General features: G+C 62.1%; 22 protein-coding genes and 1 pseudogene. 14 read left to right on the top strand and 9 right to left on the bottom strand.

All coding sequences use genetic code 11. The features are described from left to right. Positions 1–2: 2 nt before the first annotated feature. Positions 3–329, top strand: coding sequence for a hypothetical protein (locus tag K426_RS18240; RefSeq protein WP_066561985.1), 327 nt, complete (start codon positions 3–5; stop codon positions 327–329). Between the two features lie 1120 nt (positions 330–1449). On the opposite strand, the gene K426_RS31430 is transcribed toward K426_RS18240, so the two are convergent. Further along, the gene (locus K426_RS31430; RefSeq protein WP_140404589.1) at positions 1450–1674 is read right to left on the bottom strand and encodes a hypothetical protein; all 225 of its coding nucleotides are present in this window, start codon (positions 1672–1674) and stop codon (positions 1450–1452) included. Positions 1675–1814: 140 nt separating this feature from the next. Next, positions 1815–3998, bottom strand: coding sequence for an excinuclease ABC subunit UvrB (gene uvrB / locus K426_RS18230; protein ID WP_066560159.1), 2184 nt, complete (start codon positions 3996–3998; stop codon positions 1815–1817). A gap of 52 nt (positions 3999–4050) precedes the next feature. Between uvrB and K426_RS18225 the strand changes: the two genes are divergently transcribed. From K426_RS18225 to K426_RS18210, 4 genes are all read left to right on the top strand, one after another. After that, positions 4051–4587, top strand: a complete 537-nt coding sequence (locus K426_RS18225; protein ID WP_066560156.1) for a DUF3617 domain-containing protein — start codon at positions 4051–4053, stop codon at positions 4585–4587. Next, positions 4584–4859 carry an HNH endonuclease gene (locus K426_RS18220; RefSeq protein ID WP_066561983.1) on the top strand — a complete coding sequence of 92 codons (276 nt, stop codon included), beginning with the start codon at positions 4584–4586 and terminating at the stop codon, positions 4857–4859. The genes K426_RS18225 and K426_RS18220 overlap by 4 nt, the downstream gene beginning before the upstream one ends. Positions 4860–5046: 187 nt before the next feature. Then, on the top strand, positions 5047–5544 hold the full coding sequence (locus K426_RS18215) for a DUF3617 domain-containing protein (protein WP_066560150.1): 498 nt from the start codon (positions 5047–5049) through the stop codon (positions 5542–5544). 116 nt (positions 5545–5660) lie between these two features. Then, positions 5661–6134, top strand: a complete 474-nt coding sequence (locus K426_RS18210) for a hypothetical protein (RefSeq protein WP_066560147.1) — start codon at positions 5661–5663, stop codon at positions 6132–6134. Positions 6135–6196: 62 nt separating this feature from the next. Here K426_RS18210 and K426_RS18205 read toward each other — a convergent pair whose 3' ends face one another. The 5 genes and pseudogenes from K426_RS18205 to K426_RS18180 all read right to left on the bottom strand — a co-directional run bounded on the left by K426_RS18205 (position 6197) and on the right by K426_RS18180 (position 12231). Continuing rightward, complete coding sequence (locus K426_RS18205; protein WP_066560146.1) at positions 6197–7417, bottom strand: MBL fold metallo-hydrolase; 1221 nt, start codon at positions 7415–7417, stop codon at positions 6197–6199. Between the two features lie 268 nt (positions 7418–7685). Continuing rightward, the gene (locus K426_RS18195) at positions 7686–9047 is read right to left on the bottom strand and encodes a methyl-accepting chemotaxis protein (RefSeq protein ID WP_066560135.1); all 1362 of its coding nucleotides are present in this window, start codon (positions 9045–9047) and stop codon (positions 7686–7688) included. Positions 9048–9144: 97 nt separating this feature from the next. Continuing rightward, positions 9145–9826: pseudogene (locus tag K426_RS18190) on the bottom strand (EamA family transporter). 81 nt (positions 9827–9907) lie between these two features. Continuing rightward, positions 9908–11428 (bottom strand): fumarate hydratase, encoded by a 1521-nt coding sequence (locus tag K426_RS18185; RefSeq protein ID WP_066560121.1) that lies wholly within the window; start codon positions 11426–11428, stop codon positions 9908–9910. A 149-nt stretch (positions 11429–11577) separates the two neighbouring features. After that, positions 11578–12231, bottom strand: a complete 654-nt coding sequence (locus tag K426_RS18180) for a glutathione S-transferase family protein (RefSeq protein ID WP_066560115.1) — start codon at positions 12229–12231, stop codon at positions 11578–11580. 525 nt (positions 12232–12756) lie between these two features. Here K426_RS18180 and K426_RS18175 point away from each other — a divergent pair. The 5 genes from K426_RS18175 (at position 12757) to K426_RS18160 (ending at position 17194) form a co-directional block, all read left to right on the top strand. Continuing rightward, the gene (locus K426_RS18175) at positions 12757–14709 is read left to right on the top strand and encodes a ribonucleoside-diphosphate reductase subunit alpha (RefSeq protein ID WP_066560114.1); all 1953 of its coding nucleotides are present in this window, start codon (positions 12757–12759) and stop codon (positions 14707–14709) included. A gap of 63 nt (positions 14710–14772) precedes the next feature. Next, positions 14773–15036 (top strand): hypothetical protein, encoded by a 264-nt coding sequence (locus tag K426_RS18170; protein WP_066560113.1) that lies wholly within the window; start codon positions 14773–14775, stop codon positions 15034–15036. 12 nt (positions 15037–15048) lie between these two features. Beyond that, entirely contained in the window at positions 15049–16104 is a 1056-nt protein-coding gene (locus tag K426_RS18165) for a ribonucleotide-diphosphate reductase subunit beta (protein WP_066560112.1), read from the top strand. Positions 16105–16401: 297 nt separating this feature from the next. Further along, a complete protein-coding gene (locus tag K426_RS32170; protein ID WP_169575959.1) occupies positions 16402–16578 on the top strand; it encodes a hypothetical protein in 177 nt (58 codons plus the stop codon). A 115-nt stretch (positions 16579–16693) separates the two neighbouring features. Further along, positions 16694–17194, top strand: a complete 501-nt coding sequence (locus K426_RS18160; RefSeq protein WP_066560109.1) for a glycine zipper 2TM domain-containing protein — start codon at positions 16694–16696, stop codon at positions 17192–17194. 36 nt (positions 17195–17230) lie between these two features. On the opposite strand, the gene K426_RS18155 is transcribed toward K426_RS18160, so the two are convergent. Next, the gene (locus tag K426_RS18155; protein ID WP_066561982.1) at positions 17231–17809 is read right to left on the bottom strand and encodes a thermonuclease family protein; all 579 of its coding nucleotides are present in this window, start codon (positions 17807–17809) and stop codon (positions 17231–17233) included. Between the two features lie 116 nt (positions 17810–17925). Here K426_RS18155 and K426_RS18150 point away from each other — a divergent pair, with 116 nt between their 5' ends. Beyond that, positions 17926–18318, top strand: coding sequence for a globin domain-containing protein (locus tag K426_RS18150; protein ID WP_066560105.1), 393 nt, complete (start codon positions 17926–17928; stop codon positions 18316–18318). 5 nt (positions 18319–18323) lie between these two features. Here K426_RS18150 and K426_RS18145 read toward each other — a convergent pair whose 3' ends face one another. Continuing rightward, complete coding sequence (locus tag K426_RS18145; protein ID WP_066560104.1) at positions 18324–18629, bottom strand: hypothetical protein; 306 nt, start codon at positions 18627–18629, stop codon at positions 18324–18326. A 147-nt stretch (positions 18630–18776) separates the two neighbouring features. On the opposite strand from K426_RS18145, the gene K426_RS18140 reads away from it, so the two are divergent. From K426_RS18140 to K426_RS18130, 3 genes are read left to right on the top strand one after another with little or no spacing between them, the layout of a single operon-like run. Beyond that, entirely contained in the window at positions 18777–19157 is a 381-nt protein-coding gene (locus K426_RS18140; RefSeq protein ID WP_066560102.1) for a RidA family protein, read from the top strand. A 5-nt stretch (positions 19158–19162) separates the two neighbouring features. Beyond that, positions 19163–19519, top strand: coding sequence for an ArsC family reductase (locus K426_RS18135; RefSeq protein ID WP_066560099.1), 357 nt, complete (start codon positions 19163–19165; stop codon positions 19517–19519). After that, on the top strand, positions 19516–20556 hold the full coding sequence (locus K426_RS18130) for a glycerophosphodiester phosphodiesterase (protein ID WP_066560092.1): 1041 nt from the start codon (positions 19516–19518) through the stop codon (positions 20554–20556). The genes K426_RS18135 and K426_RS18130 overlap by 4 nt, the downstream gene beginning before the upstream one ends.

Genomic DNA, 20556 nt, shown 5'->3' with positions numbered 1-20556 from the left:
ACATGCGCAATTGGATAGTGCTGGCCGGGATATTTGCCCTGACGGCTTGCGGCGAGAGCGGCGACCAGATCACTGCCGTCGACCAGCGCGCAGCCCCCGAAACCGGCGCAGCGGCTGAGGTCGCCAAGCTGGATGAAACGCAACGCAATGGCGTACTGGAGAGGGCCGTGCGGGCGTCCGGCGCGGCTTGCTCGACAGTCGCCCGGTCGGAACGAACCGAAGTGCGGCATGGAGTCATGGGCTGGAAAGCGGAGTGTGATAACGGCACCGCCCATCTGATCGAAATTCAGAGCGACGGCACCGCGAACGTCACCAGCCGCACGCATTGAAGGGGGGGGCGCTTCGAAGGAGGCGGGAAACGGCCTGTCGGCAAGCGACCATTTCACGCCGAAGTTCACAGTGTACGCGCGCGCGTGCCTGCGCGCGCGTATGCGTGGTGACGCGATTTGTCGGACGTTTCAAAGAGGGATGCGGGATAGACCCGGTGGCGCGGAATAGGACAGGTGCAATCCTGCCCCGTTGGAGAAATAGGATGTTTTTTGAGGGTTCTGTAGCCATTGGGCAACGCATGATCCTTAGCCAGTTCTCCACGTTCAGGATCGGATGATGGGAAGGAGGGTCTGAAAACGACCAGTTTGAGACATTTGGCAGCGAATTCGGCCGTCTCAAAACCGGACTCTCGAATCTCATTTGATTTCAAGTCAAAGAAATGAATAAGATCAATGAACAGAGTGGAGAAGAGGGTGAGGCGCGCACGGATAACAGCCGTATGGGTAATATTTCTGGCGATATCCTATTTCTATTGGAAGTGGTGCGCCGAAAATGTGCTGGACGGTAAAACCATTCGTGCGGCGTTGATCTATTTCTGCTTCCTGTCGTTCGCTATCCTAGCGTTGTTGGCCAAAATATTCCGGTTAAGAGGACGATAGATTAGGCGTTGCGTCGTCTGATGCATTACAGCAAATTCACCGCCATGAGCGACCCTCAATACGAATGGCATCCTCGCCCGCCAAATTTACGTGATCGGCTCATTGCAGGCGTTTTTGTGGCGGTACTCCTTGCTGCCGTTTGCAGTGAATATGCGGGTTGGCGCCTGTTCGCTGGATACGAAAAGCAGGTGATCGGCCTGTTAGTATTAGCGGGATTGATCTTGCTTAGGTTCGCACCAACGGCGAGGCGGCACTAACGATCACAGCCGATCATCTGTAAGTTTCATGCTGTACCTTTAAGCGGACGCTGACGAAAAACACTTGATTTCCGTGCCCCCAGCTATCGGCGCGGCACCCCGTGTTTTCGGCAACGCCAAGCTCGCTTATCGGCAGGGCAGCAGACGACCATTTGTTGCCTCTTAGGCTCCAATTTTTCCTTTCTAGGACCGGCTCGGCAGCTTCTCGTTTCTGTCCCTAAAACGGCCATTCCGCAATAGCGACGGACGACATGGGCTGATCTCTAAGTTCCGACGCCTAACGCTTTTAAGATGAAAGCCAGAAACGCGAAAATCAAATAAGAAACTAAAACCGATCCCAAGGCTGCAAATATGCCTACCAAAATCAGAACCGAAATACGTTTCCAAAGTGGTGCAGATCGGAAAAAGGGATCGCCTCTTCTTGTAGGAATTAACGAACCAGCCAGTTCGAATATTCCAGAAAGTGCAGGACCCAACCAGTCAGCCATTCATTGATGCTATCACCTTGAACGCGCGGTAGATACATCTCAATTCGATGTCGGCTATTTATCCTGCCGACCGCGAATCCGACTTTCCGAAATCCACCCATCCCAGTCATGTTACTCGCGTGCGGGGGCTCCTATGGCCTTTACCGCCCAAACTTCTTCTGCACCTTCCCGTAGCGTAATTTCCGCGTCCCCGGTTTTCCTTCGGTCGCGCGGCCCCTCGGCGCGGCCACCTGCTGCTCGGCGGGCAGGCCCAGTTCCTCCGCCTCCAGCTTGCGGATTTCGTCGCGGATACGGCCGGCTTCCTCGAATTCCAGATCCGCCGCGGCGGCGCGCATCTTCTTTTCGAGATCCTCGATATAGGCGCGGAGGTTGTGGCCGACCAAGTGCGGCCGGTCGTCCAGCCCCGTCTCCACCGTGACCTGATCCTTCGACGCGACATGGGCGATGATATCGCTGATATTGCGCTTGATCGTGGTCGGCGTGATGCCATGTTCGGCATTATATTCCATCTGCTTCTCGCGCCGCCGCGAGGTTTCGCCCAGCGCTCGTTCCATGCTGCCGGTGATCCGATCGGCATAGAGGATCACCCGTCCCTCGACGTTACGCGCCGCACGCCCGATGGTCTGGATCAGCGAGGTTTCGGAGCGCAAAAAGCCCTCCTTGTCCGCGTCCAATATCGCCACCAGCCCGCATTCGGGAATATCCAGCCCCTCGCGCAGCAGGTTGATGCCGATCAGCACGTCATAGACGCCCAGCCGCAAATCCCGGATCAGCTCGATGCGCTCCAGCGTCTCGACATCCGAATGCATGTAGCGGACCTTGATTCCCGCTTCATGCATGAACTCGGTCAGGTCCTCCGCCATCCGCTTGGTCAGCGTCGTGACCAGCGTGCGGTATCCCTGCGCCGCGACCTTGCGGCATTCGTTGATCAGGTCGTCCACCTGATCCTCCACCGGCTTGATCTCGACCGGCGGATCGATGAGCCCGGTCGGGCGAATGACTTGTTCGGAAAAGGTGCCCCCGGTCTGGTTCATCTCCCACGGCCCCGGCGTCGCGGACACGCTGACCGTCTGCGGCCGCATCGCGTCCCATTCGTTGAAGCGCAAAGGCCGGTTGTCGATGCAGCTCGGCAGGCGGAAGCCATATTCGGCGAGCGTGATCTTGCGCCGATGGTCGCCCCGCGCCATCGCGCCGATCTGCGGCACGGTCTGGTGGCTCTCATCCACGAACAGCAGCGCGTTTTCCGGCAGATATTCGAACAAGGTCGGCGGCGGCTCGCCCGGCAGGCGGCCGGTGAGGAAGCGCGAATAATTTTCGATCCCCGCGCAGGAGCCGGTCGCCGCGATCATCTCCAGATCGAAATTGGTCCGCTGCTCCAGCCGCTGCGCCTCCAGCAGCTTGCCCTCGCTGGTCAGCTCCTTCAGCCGCTCCGCCAGTTCGAAGCGGATCGCCTCCATCGCCTGCTTAAGCGTCGGCCCCGGCGTGACGTGGTGCGAATTGGGAAAGACCTTCACATAGTCCAGCGACGCGATCTTCTTGCCCGTCAGCGGATCGAACTCGACAATCTCCTCAATCTCATTGCCGAAGAAGCTGACTCGCCACGCCGTATCCTCATAGTGCGAGGGGAAAATCTCCAGATTGTCCCCCTTCACCCGGAAATTGCCGCGGGCAAAGGCCGCGTCGTTGCGCTTGTACTGGAGCGCCACCAGCTTGCGGATGATCTCGCGCTGGTCCTCGATCCCGCCCTTCTTTAGTCCGAAGGTCATGGCCGAATAGGTTTCGACCGATCCGATGCCGTAAAGACAGGACACCGACGCCACGATCAGCACATCGTCCCGCTCCATCAGGGCGCGGGTGGCCGAATGGCGCATCCGGTCGATCGCCTCGTTGACCGAGCTTTCCTTCTCGATATAGGTGTCCGACCGCGCCACATAGGCCTCGGGCTGGTAATAATCATAATAGCTGACGAAATATTCGACCGCATTTTCGGGGAAGAAACTTTTGAACTCCCCATAAAGCTGCGCGGCGAGAATCTTGTTCGGCGCCAGCACCAGAGCGGGCCGCTGCAACGCCTCGATCACCTTCGCCATGGTGAAGGTCTTGCCGGAGCCGGTGACGCCCAGCAGCACCTGATCCTTCTCGCCCGCCAGCGCGGTTTCCACCAGTTCGGCAATGGCGGTCGGCTGGTCGCCCGACGGTTCATAATCGGAAACCAGCTTGAACGGCCGCCCACCCTCGCTCTTTTCCGGACGCGCGGGGCGGTGGGGGACGAAGCCTTCGCCGGTCTCCGGCTCGTCCAGCGTGGTGCGGATTTGAATTGTCATCGCGCCTTGATATGGTCCCGCCCCAAGCGGGGTGCAACAGGGAGGATTATCCATGCGCAAAACGGTTCTGGGCCTGATGGGAGCAACGGCTTTGCTGGCGGGCTGCGGCGAAAAACCGTCCGGCCAGCCGCAGACCAAGGAAGAGGTCCGCCAGGAGGTTCAGAAGGTCCAGCTCAAGCCTGGTCAGTGGGAGGGCACCTATGAGCTGGAAGATATCGACATGCCGAACATGCCCGGTGGCGGCGCTCAGATGAAAGAGCAGATGAAGAAGATGATGAGCCGCACCTCGATCAAATATTGCGTCTCGCCCGAAGAGGCGGCCAATCCCAGCGGCAAGATGTTCTCCGGCCAGGAGAATAAGGACTGCACCTATAAGGGCTTCGACGCCAGCGGCGGATCGGTGAAGGGTGAGATAAGCTGCAAGTCGCAGGGCGGCACGATGAACGCCGTCATGTCCGGCGATTATGCGCCCGAAAGCTATGAAATGCATATGGACATGAAGATGACCGGCGCGCCCAACGGCATGAACATGAGCATGAAGGCCAAGACGTCCGGCAAGTGGATCAGCACGACCTGCGCGGCGAAATGAGCGAAAGCCCGGCTTGCTGGCTTTGCGGCCGCGCGCTGGGCCACCGCGTCGAATGGCATCATCCGGTGCCCAAAAGCAAAGGCGGGCGGGACATGGCGCCCGTCCACCCGATCTGCCATCGCGCCATCCACGCGCACCTCGGCAATGCGGAGCTCGCGCGCGCCTATGGCGATGCCGCCGCCTTGCGCGCCCATCCCGAACTGGCCCGCTTTCTTGCCTGGGTCGCCACCAAGCCGCCCGACTTCCACGCCCCCACTTATAAGAAGCGATAGAGCATTTTGAAGTCGGCCAGCATGGCCGACGGCTCGCAAAATGCGGGAAACAGGCTCCAGCAAATTCCTCTTGCGCTTTGCGCGACTTGGCGCGAGCCTCACGCCGTTCCGCCAAAGCATTTTGAAGTCGGCAGGAATGGCCGACGGCTCGCAAAATGCGTGAACCAGCGAGAACAGGGGAGAGGATATGCAGAAAGTTGCGTTGGCGGCGTTGCCGCTCGCTCTTGGCTTGGCCGCTTGTGGCAGCAAGCCGGAACCCGCGCCCGAAGCCGCCGAAGCGCCGATCGTCATGAAGGCGGGCGAATGGACGCTGACCCGCAAGACCACCGGCTACAACACCCCCACCGTCACCCCGGCCGAATATCAGGCCGCACTGAAGCAAGTCAGCGAGGACAAGGCCTGCATCGCCGTCGATGCGGCGGGCGTGCCCGACGCCAATGCGCTCGCGGGGGCGGAAGGCAAGAACTGCACCTACAAGGACAAGCTGGTCCGCAAGGGCCGGTTGATCGCGACGCTCGCCTGCACCTCGGGCAAGGGCACTTCCGAAATCGTGCTGGAGGGCAATTTCACCGCCGACACGCTGACCCTGGGCAGCACCATGACCAAGACGGAGGGCGGGAGCCCCGTCCTGCGCACCACCCATGACGTCACCGGCAAGCGCGCCGGGGAATGCACCAAGGCCTGATGGTTCCGGCCGGGTCCGCCCTCGCGGCAGGCCCGGTCCGAAATCTCCAATCCGGCGCGGCCTCTTTATGCCATGGTCGTCCCTGTATCCATCCTGTGGGGGAGAGGAGTCGCATCATGCTGTTCCATCTGTCGATCGCCGCTCATGACCCGCGCCATGTGGCGCAGATCATCGCTGAATTCTGGCGCGGGGAGGCCTTTCCCTTTCCGCCGGTCACACCGGGAAGCTGGATCGCCGTGGCCGGAGACGATCGCGGCACGGCGATAGAAATCTATCCGCTGGGCACGGTGCTGCGCGAGGCGGAGGGTGATGCCGACAGCTTTGGCGAGCGGACGGAGCAGACCGGCTACACCGCCACCCATGCCGCCATCGCCACGCCGCTCAGCGAGGCGGAGGTGATGGCGATCGCATCCCGCGAAGGCTGGCCCGCCAAATATCGCAAGCGGGGCGGCGGCTTCGGCGTCATCGAATTGTGGATCGAGGGCCGCCAGATGGTCGAACTGCTGACGCAGGAGATGCAGGCCGAATATCTTGCCGCGACGAGGATGGATAATTTCCGTGCCATGATGAAGGCCAAGGGGCCAGCCTGACAGCTATTGGGAAGTGGGCCTGCGCAACGTCCGCAATTGGCCGAAACCGCCCGGCGTCTTCATCATTCCAGCGCTGCGATAGCCCGCCGGTCACAGCTTTTCGCCCCACGCGGCACCGGCGCATAGCCCGGCACCAGGATCGACTGTCCGATCCTGAGCGGCGCGAAGCGTTTCCGTTCGATCCCGGCGCAACGCAGATAGAGTTCCAGCATCTTCGGCGGGGTATCCCGTTTCTCATAGGACAGGCGGAACGTCCCCCAATGGATGGGAATCGCGGTCGAGGCCTTGAGCTTTTCGAACACCCGCACCGCCTGTTCCGGTCCGATATGCGAATCCGACTGCATCTGCCCCGGATAGAAACGGAACGCCCCGATCGGGATCATCGCCAGCCTTATCGGCCCCAGCCGCGCCGCTTCTTCCGGCCAGGCCATGTCTCCCGCGCCGGTGTCGCCTGCGAAGAAGATGTTCCCCGCCCGCGTGCTGATGAAGAAACTCGACCAGAGCGCCCGGCTGCGGTCCGTGTTCCAGCGGCTGCTCCAATGATGGTTGCGCAGCACATGGACGCGATAATCCGGGCAATGCTCGTAATTCTCGCACTGGATCACCGTGTCGCTGCCCAGGCCGTTCAGCGCCGCGCCGCTCACCGACTGCCCCCAGTCGAGCGCCATCGACGGGATGCCGTTGGCCTTCAGGATCGCGTCGTTGCCCAGGCTCGTGATGATCTTGGGCCGGTCCCGCTCCCACAGTCTTTTCAGCGTGGGGATGTCCATATGGTCATAATGATTGTGGCTGATGAGGATGAGGTCGATCTTCGGCAGATTGTCGAAGCGCACCCCCGGCCGCGCCACCCGCTTCGGCCCCAGCGGGGGAAAGGGGCTGGCATGGTCCGACCAGATCGGATCGGTCAGGATATTGAGGCCCGCCGCCTGCACCAGCACGGTGGCATGCCCCACCCAGGTCGCCATCATCCCCTTGGGCGCGGCGAAGGCGGGTGGGCGCGAGGGCTTGACCGCCACCATGTCGGGCCATGAGGGGCGGTCGTCCCGCCCCATCAGCCAGCGTGCGATGAAGCCTTGTCGGTTGCTGCCCGGCGGCGCGGGAAACCGGATTTCCCCATCGGGATTGAAGAAATGCGCGCCGTCATAATGGCGACTGACCGGCCCTTCATAATAGATGCGGTCGAGAAAGGGCGGAACGATGGTCACTGCCAGGCACAGGGCGACCGCCAGAAACAGCAACGCAGCGCCCAAGCCCTTCACGATTTTCCCGACGATGCGGCCCATGCCGTCTCCCGCTATGATGACGGGGAGGGACATAGCGCGGTTCGGAGCGTCGGCAAGAGTTGAGAGCGGATTGCTCTCTATCGTAAATGCGATGGATGTCGGATTTGGGTGGGAAGCCGACATCATTTCCGTCATCCCAGCGAAAGCTGGGATCTCAGGCGATAGGGTACGGCCTAGCCTCACGCGGTCCCAGCTTTCGCTGGGATGACAACCTGTAATATCTGCAATTGACCACTTCCAGCCCGATCAGGCCAAGCAGCAATCTCGCTTATCCCTGATCCTGATAGGCCATCTGTAAAATCCCCCAATGCCGTCCGCGCACGTGGATGGAGGCGATCACCTGCTTTAGCAGGATGACCTCGCCTGCGGCATTCAGCCGCCGATAGGCCTTGATGCAGAAGGGCTGGGTAATCTTGCATTGCTCACGCGTGTCGGGATAATCGAAGATCAGCCCCTGGCGCGAATATTCGAAGTTCCAATTATCATCGCCCGGCCGCTGCGGATGCGACCGTTCCGGCATGGCGACCGCGCCGAAGCTGTTGCGGTCGGTGAAGGTCATGCCGAACAGCCCCGGAAAGCCACGCGCCCGTTCCTGCTGCACCCGCGCCGGGGGAATCAGCACGGGCTGCACCGGATGGCTATATTGCGCCGGTTGCGTGCCGGGGATCGGCGTATAGATTTCGCTGAACAGGTCGCGTTCCGTCAGGCGGCCTTCGACAATGGCATGTTCCAGCGCATCGCTCACCGTTTGCGCGGCGTCCAGGCAGAAATCGATATAGGGCGAATCGGGTATCTCGACGCCGCTTTCCGCCACCAGTTGCAGCAGTTGGTTCGTGTCGTCGCTGGCGGTGGAAATGCGGCCCGACAGCCTTTGCAAGCCCCCCGCATTGTCGGTGGAGGTGCTCGCCAGCGCCGCCAGCCCGCCGCGTATCTCGCCCGCCGATCCGACGATGGAGGCGATGCGTTCCGCCACGGTCTCGCTGTTGCTGGACAGATCCTGCATCAACGCGCTCAGCCGTTCGACCAGCAGTTCGATATTCTTGGTGTCGTTGAGCGCGGTGCGGGCGGTTTCCGCGCCATGGACGATGCCCTCCAGCATTTTGCCCGCCTCGCCGGTCAGCGCGCCGATCGACTGGTCGATGGTCTGGGTGGCGGCGGCGGTTTCCTGCGCCAGCTTCTTGACCTCGGCGGCGACCACGGCAAAGCCGCGCCCGGCGTCGCCCGCGCGGGCCGCCTCGATGGTGGCGTTGAGCGCCAGCAAATTGGTCTGGCTGGCGATTCCGCTGATCACGCTGGTGACATGGGCCACGGTCTTGAGCGCCTCGCGAAAGCCGTCCAGCCGCTCATGCACGCTGCTGACCCGCTCGATCAGGTCGACGAAATTGCCGTTGGCGTCGGACAATTGCCGCCCGGAATCATCGATGATGCTCCGCGCCGCGACCGCCTTTTCCCGCGCATCCTGTCCGGCCAGCGCCACGCTTTCCCCGTCGCCCGAAAGCTGTGCCGCCGCGCCGCTGATCGCCTCGATCGTGCGGGCCTGATGGGTGACGCGATCCGCCAGCTCACTGATGTCCGCCTGCAAATCGAGCGTGCGGATGCCAAGGTCGCCCGATAGCTTGGCCACCTTCATCACCGCTTGCGCGACAGTCTCGGTTCTTGCCTGATTTCTCACGGTAAAGGGAGCTATCGGACGATAGTAAAAGAAGCGTTATCGATGCGGTGAACCGCTATAGCGCGCCCATCAGCGCCAGCACGACTCCGCCCGCCACCAGCATCAGCCCCATGACTTCGCTGCGCGCCATCCGCTCGCCCAGATAGAAATGGCCAAAGCCCAAAGTGAAGGCGACCTCGACCTGTCCCACGATCCGCACCAGCGCGACTGGCGCCGTCGCAAAGCCGGTGAACCAGCAGGCCGAACCGAGCGCGGACAGCAGCCCGACCTGTCCCGAAACCCGCCAGCTATGCAGCGCCTTGCGCATCTGTTCCGGCTCGCGCAGCAGCAGATAGCCCCCCTGCATCCCCGTTTGCAGCACGACCGTCACCACCAGCACGATCAAGGCGGCGAGGATCGGATCGCTGCTGCCCACTTGCTGCGTCGCCCGCCGCACGCCGATCGCGGCCAGCGCGAAGAAAAAGCCTGACGCTATCCCGCAAAGCGCGGCCGGCTGCCCCAGGGCGCGGATGAAGCCTGCCCGCTTGCCGCCGGTCGACAACAGCATGACCCCCATCACCCCGCAGCCGATCCCCGCCCAGCAGCATCAGCGCGAAGGGTAGGCCATAGAGATAGCGCACCAGTCCGGCGGCATTGACGGACAGTTCCTTGCTGACTCGCCGTTGCACCGCGGTCCGCCAGGCCTGCACTCCGCCTGCCAGCAATGTCGCGGGCAACCAGATCGGAAAGGACATGATCGATACTCAATGGGCTGCAAAAAAAACGCGCCGCTGGAAGACCGGGCGGCGCGTCCTTGTCCAAATGAAGGAAAGAGACGCTTACGCGCCTTCGAGCAGATGTTCCTTCCGGATTTTTTCCTGCCACACCAGCGGGGCGAGGCGGTGGACATTCTGGCCTTCGCTATCGACCGCGACGGTGACGGGCATGTCCTGCACATCGAACTCGTAGATCGCTTCCATGCCCAGATCCTCGAAGCCGACCACCTTGGCCGCCTTGATGGCGCGGGCCACCAGATAGGCCGCGCCGCCGACCGCCATGAGGTAGGCGCTCTTATGCTTGGCGATCGAATCCGTCGCCGCCGGACCGCGCTCGGCCTTGCCGACGCAGGCGGCCAAGCCCTGTTCCAGCATCATGTCCATGAACTTGTCCATTCGGGTCGCGGTCGTCGGACCGGCCGGACCGACCACTTCGTCGCGCACCGGATCGACCGGGCCGACATAGTAGATCACGCGGCCCTTGAAATCGACCGGAAGCTCCTCGCCGCGGGCCAGCATGTCCTGGATACGCTTGTGCGCCGCGTCGCGCCCGGTCAGCATCTTGCCGTTCAGCAACAGTCGGTCGCCATGTTTCCAGCTCTGCACCACTTCGGGCGTCAGCGTGTCGAGATCGACGCGGATCGCTTCCTTGCTGGGCTTCCAATCGACCTGCGGCCATTCGCTGATCTTCGGCGCCTCCAGATAGGCTGGACCCGAACCGTCCAGCGTGAAATGCGCGTGACGCGTCGCCGCGCAGTTGGGGATCATCGCCACCGGCTTGCCCGCCGCATGGCAGGGATAGTCGTAGATCTTGACGTCCAGGATGGTCGAAAGCCCGCCCAGACCCTGCGCGCCGATGCCCAGCGCATTGACCTTGTCGAAAATCTCGATCCGCAGCTTCTCAATCTCGTTCTGCGGCCCGCGTGCTTTCAGTTCACCCATGTCGATGGGCTCCATCAGCGATTCCTTGGCCAGCGCCACGGCCTTTTCCGCGGTGCCGCCAATGCCGATGCCCAGCATGCCGGGAGGGCACCAGCCCGCGCCCATTTGCGGGATCATTTCCAGCACCCAGTCGACGATGGAGTCGCTCGGGTTCATCATCTTGAACTTGGTCTTGTTCTCGGAGCCGCCGCCCTTGGCCGCGACGTCCACGATCACCTTGTTGCCCGGCACCAGTTCGACATTCAGCACGCAGGGCGTGTTGTCCTTCGTATTGACGCGGCTGAACGCGGGATCCTTCAGGATCGAGGCGCGCAGGCGGTTTTCCGGGTTGAGATAGGCCTTGCGCACGCCTTCATCGACCACGTCCTGCATCGAGCGGCTGTTGTCGTCCAGGCGGCAGTCCATGCCCCATTTGATGAAGACGTTGACGATGCCGGTGTCCTGGCAGATCGGGCGGTGCCCTTCGGCGCACATGCGGCTGTTGGTCAGGATCTGGGCGATGGCGTCCTTGGCCGCCGGATTGGCTTCGGCGTCATAGGCTTTGCCCAGCGCGCGAATATAATCCATCGGATGATAGTAACTGATGAACTGGAGCGCATCGGCAACGCTCTCGATCAGATCGGCGGTCTTGATGACGGTCATCTACCCTGGTCCCTAGTCTAAGGCCCGCCTCTGCACGGCGGGTCCATGCAGGGCAGCGGCTAGTAGGGAATCGCGCGCGAGTCCAGTGGCGGCACGAAGCCGAGCGCCGGGGAGGGCGTTTCCCGCCATGCCCCGCGCGCCTGGCGGGTCTAAGCCCCCTCATCCGCGAACGGGAACATATGCCACCACGGCTCCTTCTCCCGCAGCACCCGCGCAAAGCTCTTCCGCGCCTCCAGCCGCTCCAGATAGGCGCCCAGCCCCGGAAAGCCGCCCCGCATCGGCTCGATCTTGTCCGCATAGAACAACGCTGGCGCCGCCGCGCAATCAGCCAGCGTGAAGTCGTCCCCCGCCGCCCATCGCCGCCCCGCCATCCGCGCTTCCAATAGCGCATAGGCCTTGCCCAGCATCCGCCGCGCCTCTCCCACGGCATAGCCATCGCGCGCCACCCCTTCGGGCCGAATCTTGTCCCCGACGATCGCCTGCACCGGCGCCATCACATAATTGTCGAACAGCCGGTCCATCAGCCGCACCTCCAGCGCGGCGTCGGCATCGTCGGGAATCGGGCGGAACGGCCCCGGACGATGCTGCCCCAGATATTCGACGATGATGCTGGTCTCCGCGATCGTCCGGTCCCGCGACTCATCGCGCAGCACGGGGAATTTCCCTAGCGGCCATAACGCCAGCCAGGCTTCCGCGACAGCCGGGTCTTCCAGCATGCGCGGTTCGAACGCCGTGCCATTCTCGTAAAGGGCGATCAGCACCTTCCAGCAATAGGAGGAGAGGGGGTGGTAATAGAGAATCATGTCGGCTCCTCTCCTGGGGCGGAAAACACCCCCTTCATTGATCTGGATCGGCTTTTCGCAGCGCCTTCACACTATATCTTGTCATGCCACGGTCACGAAACGCCATGGGTCGTAGCACCGCTTTCGCGCATTTCCGTGGCAAGCCAAATTTATTTTACAATCGAAATTGTCCCTCTTGCCTTTTGGCAAGCCAAGGAAAGTCCATGCGTCGCTGCGTTGCGACGTGCCGAACCGTCGATGAAATGAGTCGGGGCGGCGACGAACCGAGTCCCCGAATTGTCATTTACCCCCTTGAAAGGAAATGAAGCTGTGGCACTATCCCTTGTATCAGGTTAACGGGGGTTACCCAACAGATTGTGATCGTGCCTACCGGGCTGGTTCCCGGAGGGAGGGTATTTTTGCCCTTGCGATTGCGCCTGCTGGCCCCATTTCCGTGCCTGACCGGGTCGAAAATGCTAAGTTGTTTCGGCCCGGCCGGCAGCGGCTTGACCGAATCGAACGAAACAGGAACATTCGGGGGCTGGTATGGATTTTCGAGACAGCGAACAGGTGAGTGCAAGCGACGTGGCAACCGTGATTGACGAAGTGGTCGAAACCGTGGCGGAAAAGAAGAAGGTAGCGCCAGCCCCCAAGGCCGACGCCGTTTCCAGCTCGTCCCCCATGTCTTCGTCCAGCGTGCTGGAGCGCCGTTTTCACGTCACGACCGACGCCAGCCGCGACGCGCTGCTGACCGACTTCGGCAAGGACACGCTCCAGGACCGCTATCTGCTGCCCGGCGAAAGCTATCAGGACCTGTTCGCCCGCGTCGCCGCCGCTTATGCCGACGATGCCGACCATGCCCAGCGCGTCTATGACTATATTTCGCGCCTCTGGTTCATGCCCGCCACGCCCGTCCTGTCGAACGGCGGCACGGGTCGGGGTCTGCCGATCAGTTGCTATCTGAACTCGGTGGACGACAGCCTGGAAGGCATCGTCAACACCTGGAACGAGAATGTCTGGCTCGCCTCGCGCGGCGGCGGCATCGGCACCTATTGGGGCAATGTGCGCGGTATCGGGGAGCCGGTCGGCCTCAACGGCAAGACTAGCGGCATCATCCCCTTCGTCCGCGTGATGGACAGCCTCACCCTCGCGATCAGCCAGGGCAGCCTGCGCCGCGGTTCGGCCGCCTGCTATCTCGACGTCTCCCACCCGGAGATCGAGGAGTTCCTCGAAATCCGCAAGACGTCCGGTGACTTCAACCGCAAGGCGTTGAACCTCCACCATGGCGTGCTGCTGACCGACGAGTTCATGGAAGCGGTCCGCGACGGCACCGAATTTAATCTGCGCAGTCCCAAGGACCAGTCGGTGCGCGGCAGCGTCAACGCCCGCGCCCTGTTCCAGAAGCTGGTCGAGGTCCGCCTCGCCACCGGCGAGCCCTATATCGTCTTCAACGACACCGTGAACCGCATGATGCCCAAGCATCACCGCGATCTGGGCCTCAAGGTGTCGACGTCGAACCTTTGCTCCGAAATCACTTTGCCGACGGGTCGCGACCATATCGGCAATGACCGCACGGCAGTCTGCTGCCTTTCTTCGCTCAATCTCGAAACCTGGGATGAGTGGAAGGACGACAAGCAGTTTGTCGAGGATGTCATGCGCTTCCTCGACAATGTGCTGCAGGACTATGTCGACCGCGCGCCGCCGGAAATGGCGCGGGCGAAATATAGTGCGAGCCGTGAACGGTCAGTGGGCCTGGGGGTGATGGGGTTCCACTCCTTCCTCCAGGCCCGGGGACTTCCGTTTGAAGGCGCGATGGCCAAGTCGTGGAACTTGCGCATCTTCAAGCATATCAGCGAAAAGGCCGCCGAAGCCTCGATGCAGCTCGCTGTCGAGCGCGGCCCGTGCCCGGACGCCGCCGACATGGGGGTGATGGAGCGCTTCTCCTGCAAGATGGCGATCGCGCCCACCGCGTCGATCTCCATCATCTGCGGCGGCACCAGCGCCTGTATCGAGCCGATTCCGGCGAACATCTACACCCACAAGACGCTGTCGGGCAGCTTCGCGATCAAGAACCCCTATCTCGAAAAGCTGCTGGTCGAAAAGGCGAAGGACAGCACGGCCGTCTGGAACTCGATCCTGGAAAAGGGCGGCAGCGTCCAGCATCTCGACTTCCTCAGCCAGGAAGAGAAGGACACGTTCAAGACCAGTTTCGAGATCGATCAGCGCTGGCTGCTCGAACTGGCCGCCGACCGCACGCCCTTCATCGATCAGGCGCAGTCGCTGAACCTGTTCATCCCGGCGGATGTGGAGAAATGGGATCTGCTCATGCTCCACTACCGGGCGTGGGAACTGGGCATCAAGTCGCTCTATTATCTGCGCTCCAAGTCGGTGCAGCGCGCCGGTTTCGCAGGCGGGGTCGAAGCGGACAACACCATCGACGCCCCGAAATTCGAAATTGGCGAGACCACCGACTATGACGAGTGCCTCGCCTGCCAGTGAGTTAATCTCCTCTCCCCTTGTGGGAGAGGAGTTCCGCTGCGCTTCTGTGCAGGGCCGTTAGCCATGTGGTTTGTCGTCGCCATGTCATTCTGTTCGATCGGCTATGGCATCTATGCCGTGGTGCGGGCTGATCGGGTGGCGCAGGGGAATGCGGCCTTCATAGCCAGTGGTGAGGAAAGTTACTTCGAACAGCGGCGGGGATGGAAAGCCTATGGCACTATCCCGCCTTCGGATAGCGCGACCGTCCGTAAAAAAGGCCGCAAAGAAATCATGATCGGCGTGATCGGACTGGTTGTCGCCGCTTCCTTCACCTATTTTACGAACTGAGGAGTTCGACCCATGCCTCTTCTTCAAGCCAGCAAGGTCTACAAGCCCTTCGAATATCCCTGGGCCTATGAGTTCTGGAAGCGCCAGCAGCAGCTCCACTGGCTGCCGGAGGAAGTGCCGCTGGGCGAGGATTGCCGCGATTGGGCGCAGAAATTGAGCGACCATGAGCGCAACCTGCTCACCCAGATCTTCCGCTTCTTCACCCAGGCCGATGTGGAAGTGCAGGACTGCTACCACGAAAAATATGGCCGCGTGTTCAAGCCAACCGAAATCAAGATGATGCTGACCGCGTTTAGCAACATGGAAACGGTCCACATCGCCGCCTATTCGCACCTGCTCGACACTATCGGCATGCCCGAGAGCGAATATAGCGCCTTCATGCAGTATAAGGAGATGAAGGACAAACACGACTATCTCCAGCAGTTCGGCGTCGACACGGACGAGGACATCGCCAAGACGCTCGCCATGTTCGGCGGCTTTACGGAGGGCTTGCAGCTCTTCGCCAGCTTCGCGATGCTGATGAACTTCCCGCGCTTCAACAAGATGAAGGGCATGGGCCAGATCGTCACCTGGTCGGTCCGCGACGAGACGCTGCACTGCGAAGGCATCATCCGCCTGTTCCACGCCTTTGTGAAGGAACGCGATTGCCTGACCGCGTCGGTCAAGGACGACATCATGGATATGTGCCAGAAGACGGTGCGGATCGAGGATGCCTTCGTCGATCTCGTCTTCGAAATGGGCCCGGTCCCCGGCATGACGCCCAAGGACATCAAGAAATATGTCCGTTACATCGCTGACTGGCGCCTGGGGCAATTGGGTCTGAAGCCAATCTACATGATCGACGAGCATCCGCTCCCCTGGCTGACCCCGCTGCTGAACGGCGTCGAGCATGCCAATTTCTTCGAAACCCGCGCGACGGAATATTCGAAGGGCGCCACGCGCGGCCAGTGGAACGATGTGTGGGATGCGTTCGACCGCCGCAGCAAACTCAAGAGCGGCACCGCCGCCAACGCCGATGAAGCTGGCGACCCGGATATGTTCAAGGCAGCGGGGATCGCGGCGGAGTAAGGCATTCAAGGCTAGAGCGTTTTCTAAGCAGATAGAATCATCTGCTGACTCGGAAAACGCGGCAAAACAAAGGTCTAGAGCAGCCGATCCGATGCAATCGGGTCGGATTCTGCTCTAGGAGCGCCATCGTAGCGATGTAATGGATCGGGACCGTTACATCGCTTGCGATTACCCGGATTGCGGTAACAAAGGTGCGCTGTCAGGCGATGATGCGTCCCGGAGGATGGGATGCATTCGGCTCAAATGTGATCGAGCCAGGTAACTCTTTATTATTCGCAATTGCCTAACCTCCCGCTCATGTTCGGCGTCCGTCTCTCCTCCCTCTTCACCAGCCGCTGGATGGCGGTGCTTTGGGCGGTGCTTGTAATCCTGACGGCGATCCAGTTCGTGGGCACTTCCGACAAGGACGATAGCAGCGCGACCGCCGACGCCGTCACCGATCAGCAAAAGGGCGCGATCAACAGCCTTTTCTGATTGCCGGCCCGAAAACTGACGGCCACATGAACACAATGTTTTGTTCCGTTCATGCAACGTTTATCCGCTTTCGGATGTTGTGCTCCCATTGACTAATCAGCCAAGGGAGCCAGAGATGAAGTTCACCCTGAAAGCCGCTTTTGCCGCCTTGTCGCTCGGCGCCGTGACGCTGAGCGCAGCCCCTGCCGCCGCCGACCCGCCACCCTGGGCCGGGCATGGCAAGGGCCATGGCCGCGACGACTGGAAGCATGGCGGACGGCATGACAATGGCCGTCACGAAGGCTGGCGCCGCCCGAGCGGGGTCGTCTACAGCTATGACTGGAACCGCCCGGACCCGCGCTATGGCCGCTATTATCGCCCGGACCGCTATTATCGCGATGGGTATGAGCCGATCCGCGTGACCCGCAGCACCCGCATCTATCGCGGCTATGACGATCGCTATTATTGCCGCCGCTCGGACGGCACCACCGGCCTGATCGTCGGCGCGGCGCTGGGTGGCCTGCTCGGCGGCCAGCTCGACCGTGGACGCTCGAACACCGCTGGCGTCATCATCGGCGCAGGCGCAGGCGCGCTGCTTGGTCGCGAAATCGACCGGGGCAGCCTGAACTGCCGCTAAGAATCCGATGGGGGAGGCTTGTCCTCCCCCCGGACTTCAGCACCAGGGATGCCGCGCGCCATCCCATTCCCGCGCCAGTCCTTCGGCCACCAACGTCTCGCCAAGCGACTCCCCGCCCCGCGTCACCACCCGCAACGACCGCCCATAGCGATCCGTCTCCCGATCCCCGCTCTCCAGCGAGAAGGGGCCGGCATTCATCAATTGCTGCAACCGCTGCGTCGCCCGCGCGCCCAAGGCCGCTTCCCCGGCACAGCGCGGATCATGGGTTTCGGGCGCGTCGATATCCATCACTCGCACCTTCTCCCCGTGGAACCAGAAGGTGTCGCCGTCGACGACGCAATTGGTTCCGCCGCCCGTGTGGCAAAATCCGAACTGCGCCGACAGGCTGTCGTCCGCCGCCGGTGACGCGATCTGCTCCCACCGGCTGTTCTGAAAGCGCTGCATCATCTCGGGTCCGAACCAGCCCAGACCGGCGCCGATCAGCACCCCGCCGATGACGAGCGGCGCCAGCGACGGCGCCTTCCCTTTCCTGCTTTGCAACCGCCCTCGGCCCGCCCGGCGCGCCTCCGCCAGCCACACCACATCGCTGCGGCTCTTCCTCGATCTTCGGCTCATGACGCGGCCATAACGAAACTTGTTCGGCCCGTCTCGCGTCAAAACCTTCCGATTTGACCAGGATCAATGACCGCTCGGCCCCAGCCGCCACGCTGATCCCACCAGCAGGAGGCTCCATGACCACCCCTTATGCCCGCATCGGCGGCGAGCCAGCCGTGGCCGCCATCGCCAACCGCTTCTACGACCTGATCGAGCAGGATTCGGCCTATGCCGACCTGCGCGCCATCCATGCGGCGGACCTGAACGCCGTGCGCCACGGCCTCACCCGGTTCCTGGCGGGCTGGGCGGGCGGTCCCCGCGACTGGTTCGAGCGCGGCCAATGCATCATGTCGCTGCACCGCGCCTTTCCGATCACGTCGGTGCTGGCGGATCAATGGGCCACCGCCATGACCCGCGCGATCGAGGCGCAACCCGGCCTCGATCCGGACCTCGCCGGGGCCATGGCAGAGGCGCTCAGCCATATGGCGCGGGGCATGATCAACCTGTCCTTGAACCAGGACGCGGCCTAAAACAGCTAATCCTCATCCTCGGTCGGACCGAGGCTGTCTTCCTCATCATCCATCTGCGGTTCCCCGGCAAAGGCATCATTGTCGATCCGGCCCGACCGGTTCATCTCCTCCATCTTCTCGACCAGATCGGGCGTATCGTCCGGCAGGATCTGCGCCGGATTGGGCCGCCCGCCGCGTTCGCTATCCTCCGCCCGATCGGTCGAGCGCGTCCGCGCCTCCCCGGCTACATCCTGGGCCTGCGAACCCGCTTCGGCTTGCTCGCTATTCTCTTCGCCGCTGTCGGGGAAAGGGGTGTTGTCGGGTCGGTTCATGGCCTGTCTCCTTCCCCGCTTCAACGGCCAGCGGTCCGCGCCGTTCCCTTCCGGCAAAAGGCGCTGGACAGTATCCTGCGAACGGGGCAAGAGCCGCCACGATCCTTTCCGCCCCATTTCTCCCAGGTCTGCACAAAGGGAATCCCCATGCCCCGCCAGCTCATTTCCTCCGGCTCGCCTTTCGAGGCGCAGGTCGGCTATTCGCGCGCCGTCGTCCAGGGCGACTGGTGCTTCGTCGCCGGAACAACCGGCACTGATCCCGAAACCAAGGCCATGCCCGAATCCGTTGTGGATCAGGGCCGGAACGCGCTGAAGGTCATCGGCAAGGCGCTGGAAGAAGCCGGCTTCTCCTTTGCGGACGTGGTGCGCGTGACCTATTATATCACCGACCCCGCTTATTGGGACGAGCTGGGCCAGGCGACCGCACCGATTTTCGGTGAGATTCGCCCCGCCGCGAGCTGCATCGTCACCGGCCTCATCAAGCCGGAGATGAAGATCGAGATCGAAGTCACCGCCTTCAAAGGATAAGTCCCATGCTGACCATGTACGGCATCAAGAATTGCGACACGATCAAGAAGGCGCGCAATTTCCTCGACAATAGCGGCAAGCCCTACAGCTTCCACGATTACAAGGTGTCGGGCGTCGACGAGACGGCGCTGCGCGGCTGGGTTGAGGAACATGGGTGGGAAACCATCCTCAACCGTTCCGGCACGACCTTCAAGGCATTGGATGCCGGCGACAAGGCGCATATCGACGCGGACAAGGCGGTGCTGCTGATGATGAGCAACCCCTCGATGATCAAGCGCCCGATCCTGGATCTGGGTGACCGCACCGTCGTCGGCTTCAAGGCGACCACCTATGAGGACGCTCTGGAGCGGGTGAAGGCATGATTTTCGGGAGGATGCTCCGCACAGCCGCCATCCTCCTCCTCGCTCTTTTGACGGCGGCGCCCGTGATGGCCGAACCCTTCATCATCGCCCATCGCGGCGCCAGCGGCGAGCGGCCCGAACATACGCTCGCCGCTTATGAACGCGCAATCGACCAGGGCGCCGATTATATCGAACCGGATCTGGTGCTGACCCGCGACGGCGTTCTCGTCGCCCGGCATGAAAATGAGATAAGCGGCACCACCGACGTCGCGGATCATCCCGAATTCGCCGCTCGCAAGACCAGCAAGACGATCGATGGTCAGCCCGTCACCGGCTGGTTCACCGAGGATTTCACCCTCGCGGAACTGCGCACGCTACGCGCTCGCGAGAGGTTGCCGCAGTTTCGTGCCGCCAACAGCCGCTTCAACGATCTCTATCCGATCCCGACCTTCGAGGAGATATTGAAGCTGGTCCGCGCCAAGGAAGCGGAAACCGGCCGCCGCATCGGCCTCTATCCCGAAACCAAGCATCCCAGCTATTTCGCTGGAATCGGCCTGGCCCATCAGGCGCCGCTGCTCGCGCTGCTCAGCCAATATGGCTATCAGACGGAGGCTGATCCGGTCTTCATCCAATCCTTCGAGGTCGGCAATCTGAAGGCTCTGCGCGCCGTGTCCCGCCTGCGCCTGATTCAGCTTGTCGAGGGCGAGGGCGGCCCCGCCGATGCGCCGGGCACGACCTATGCCGACATGATGACGACGCAGGGGCTGAAGCAGATCGCGGATTATGCCGACGGCATCGGTCCGGCGACCGCCATGGTGTTGGCGCCCGAAGGCCCGACGGGGCTGGTCGGGCGCGCCCATGATGCGGGACTGCAAGTCCATGTCTGGACGCTGCGCATGGAAAACAGCTTCCTGCCCGCCGCCTTCCAGCGCCCTGACGATCCGCAGGGCAGGGGGGACTTTGCAGGCTATGTCCAGGCGGTTGCCCGCACGGGCGTGGACGCCATGTTCAGCGATTTTCCCAAACAGGCGCGTGAAGCGCTGAATCCCGCGCCCTGA

Source organism: Sphingobium sp. TKS (genome assembly GCF_001563265.1).
Lineage (GTDB): Bacteria > Pseudomonadota > Alphaproteobacteria > Sphingomonadales > Sphingomonadaceae > Sphingobium.
This window is presented reverse-complemented; position numbering and strand designations above follow the sequence as displayed.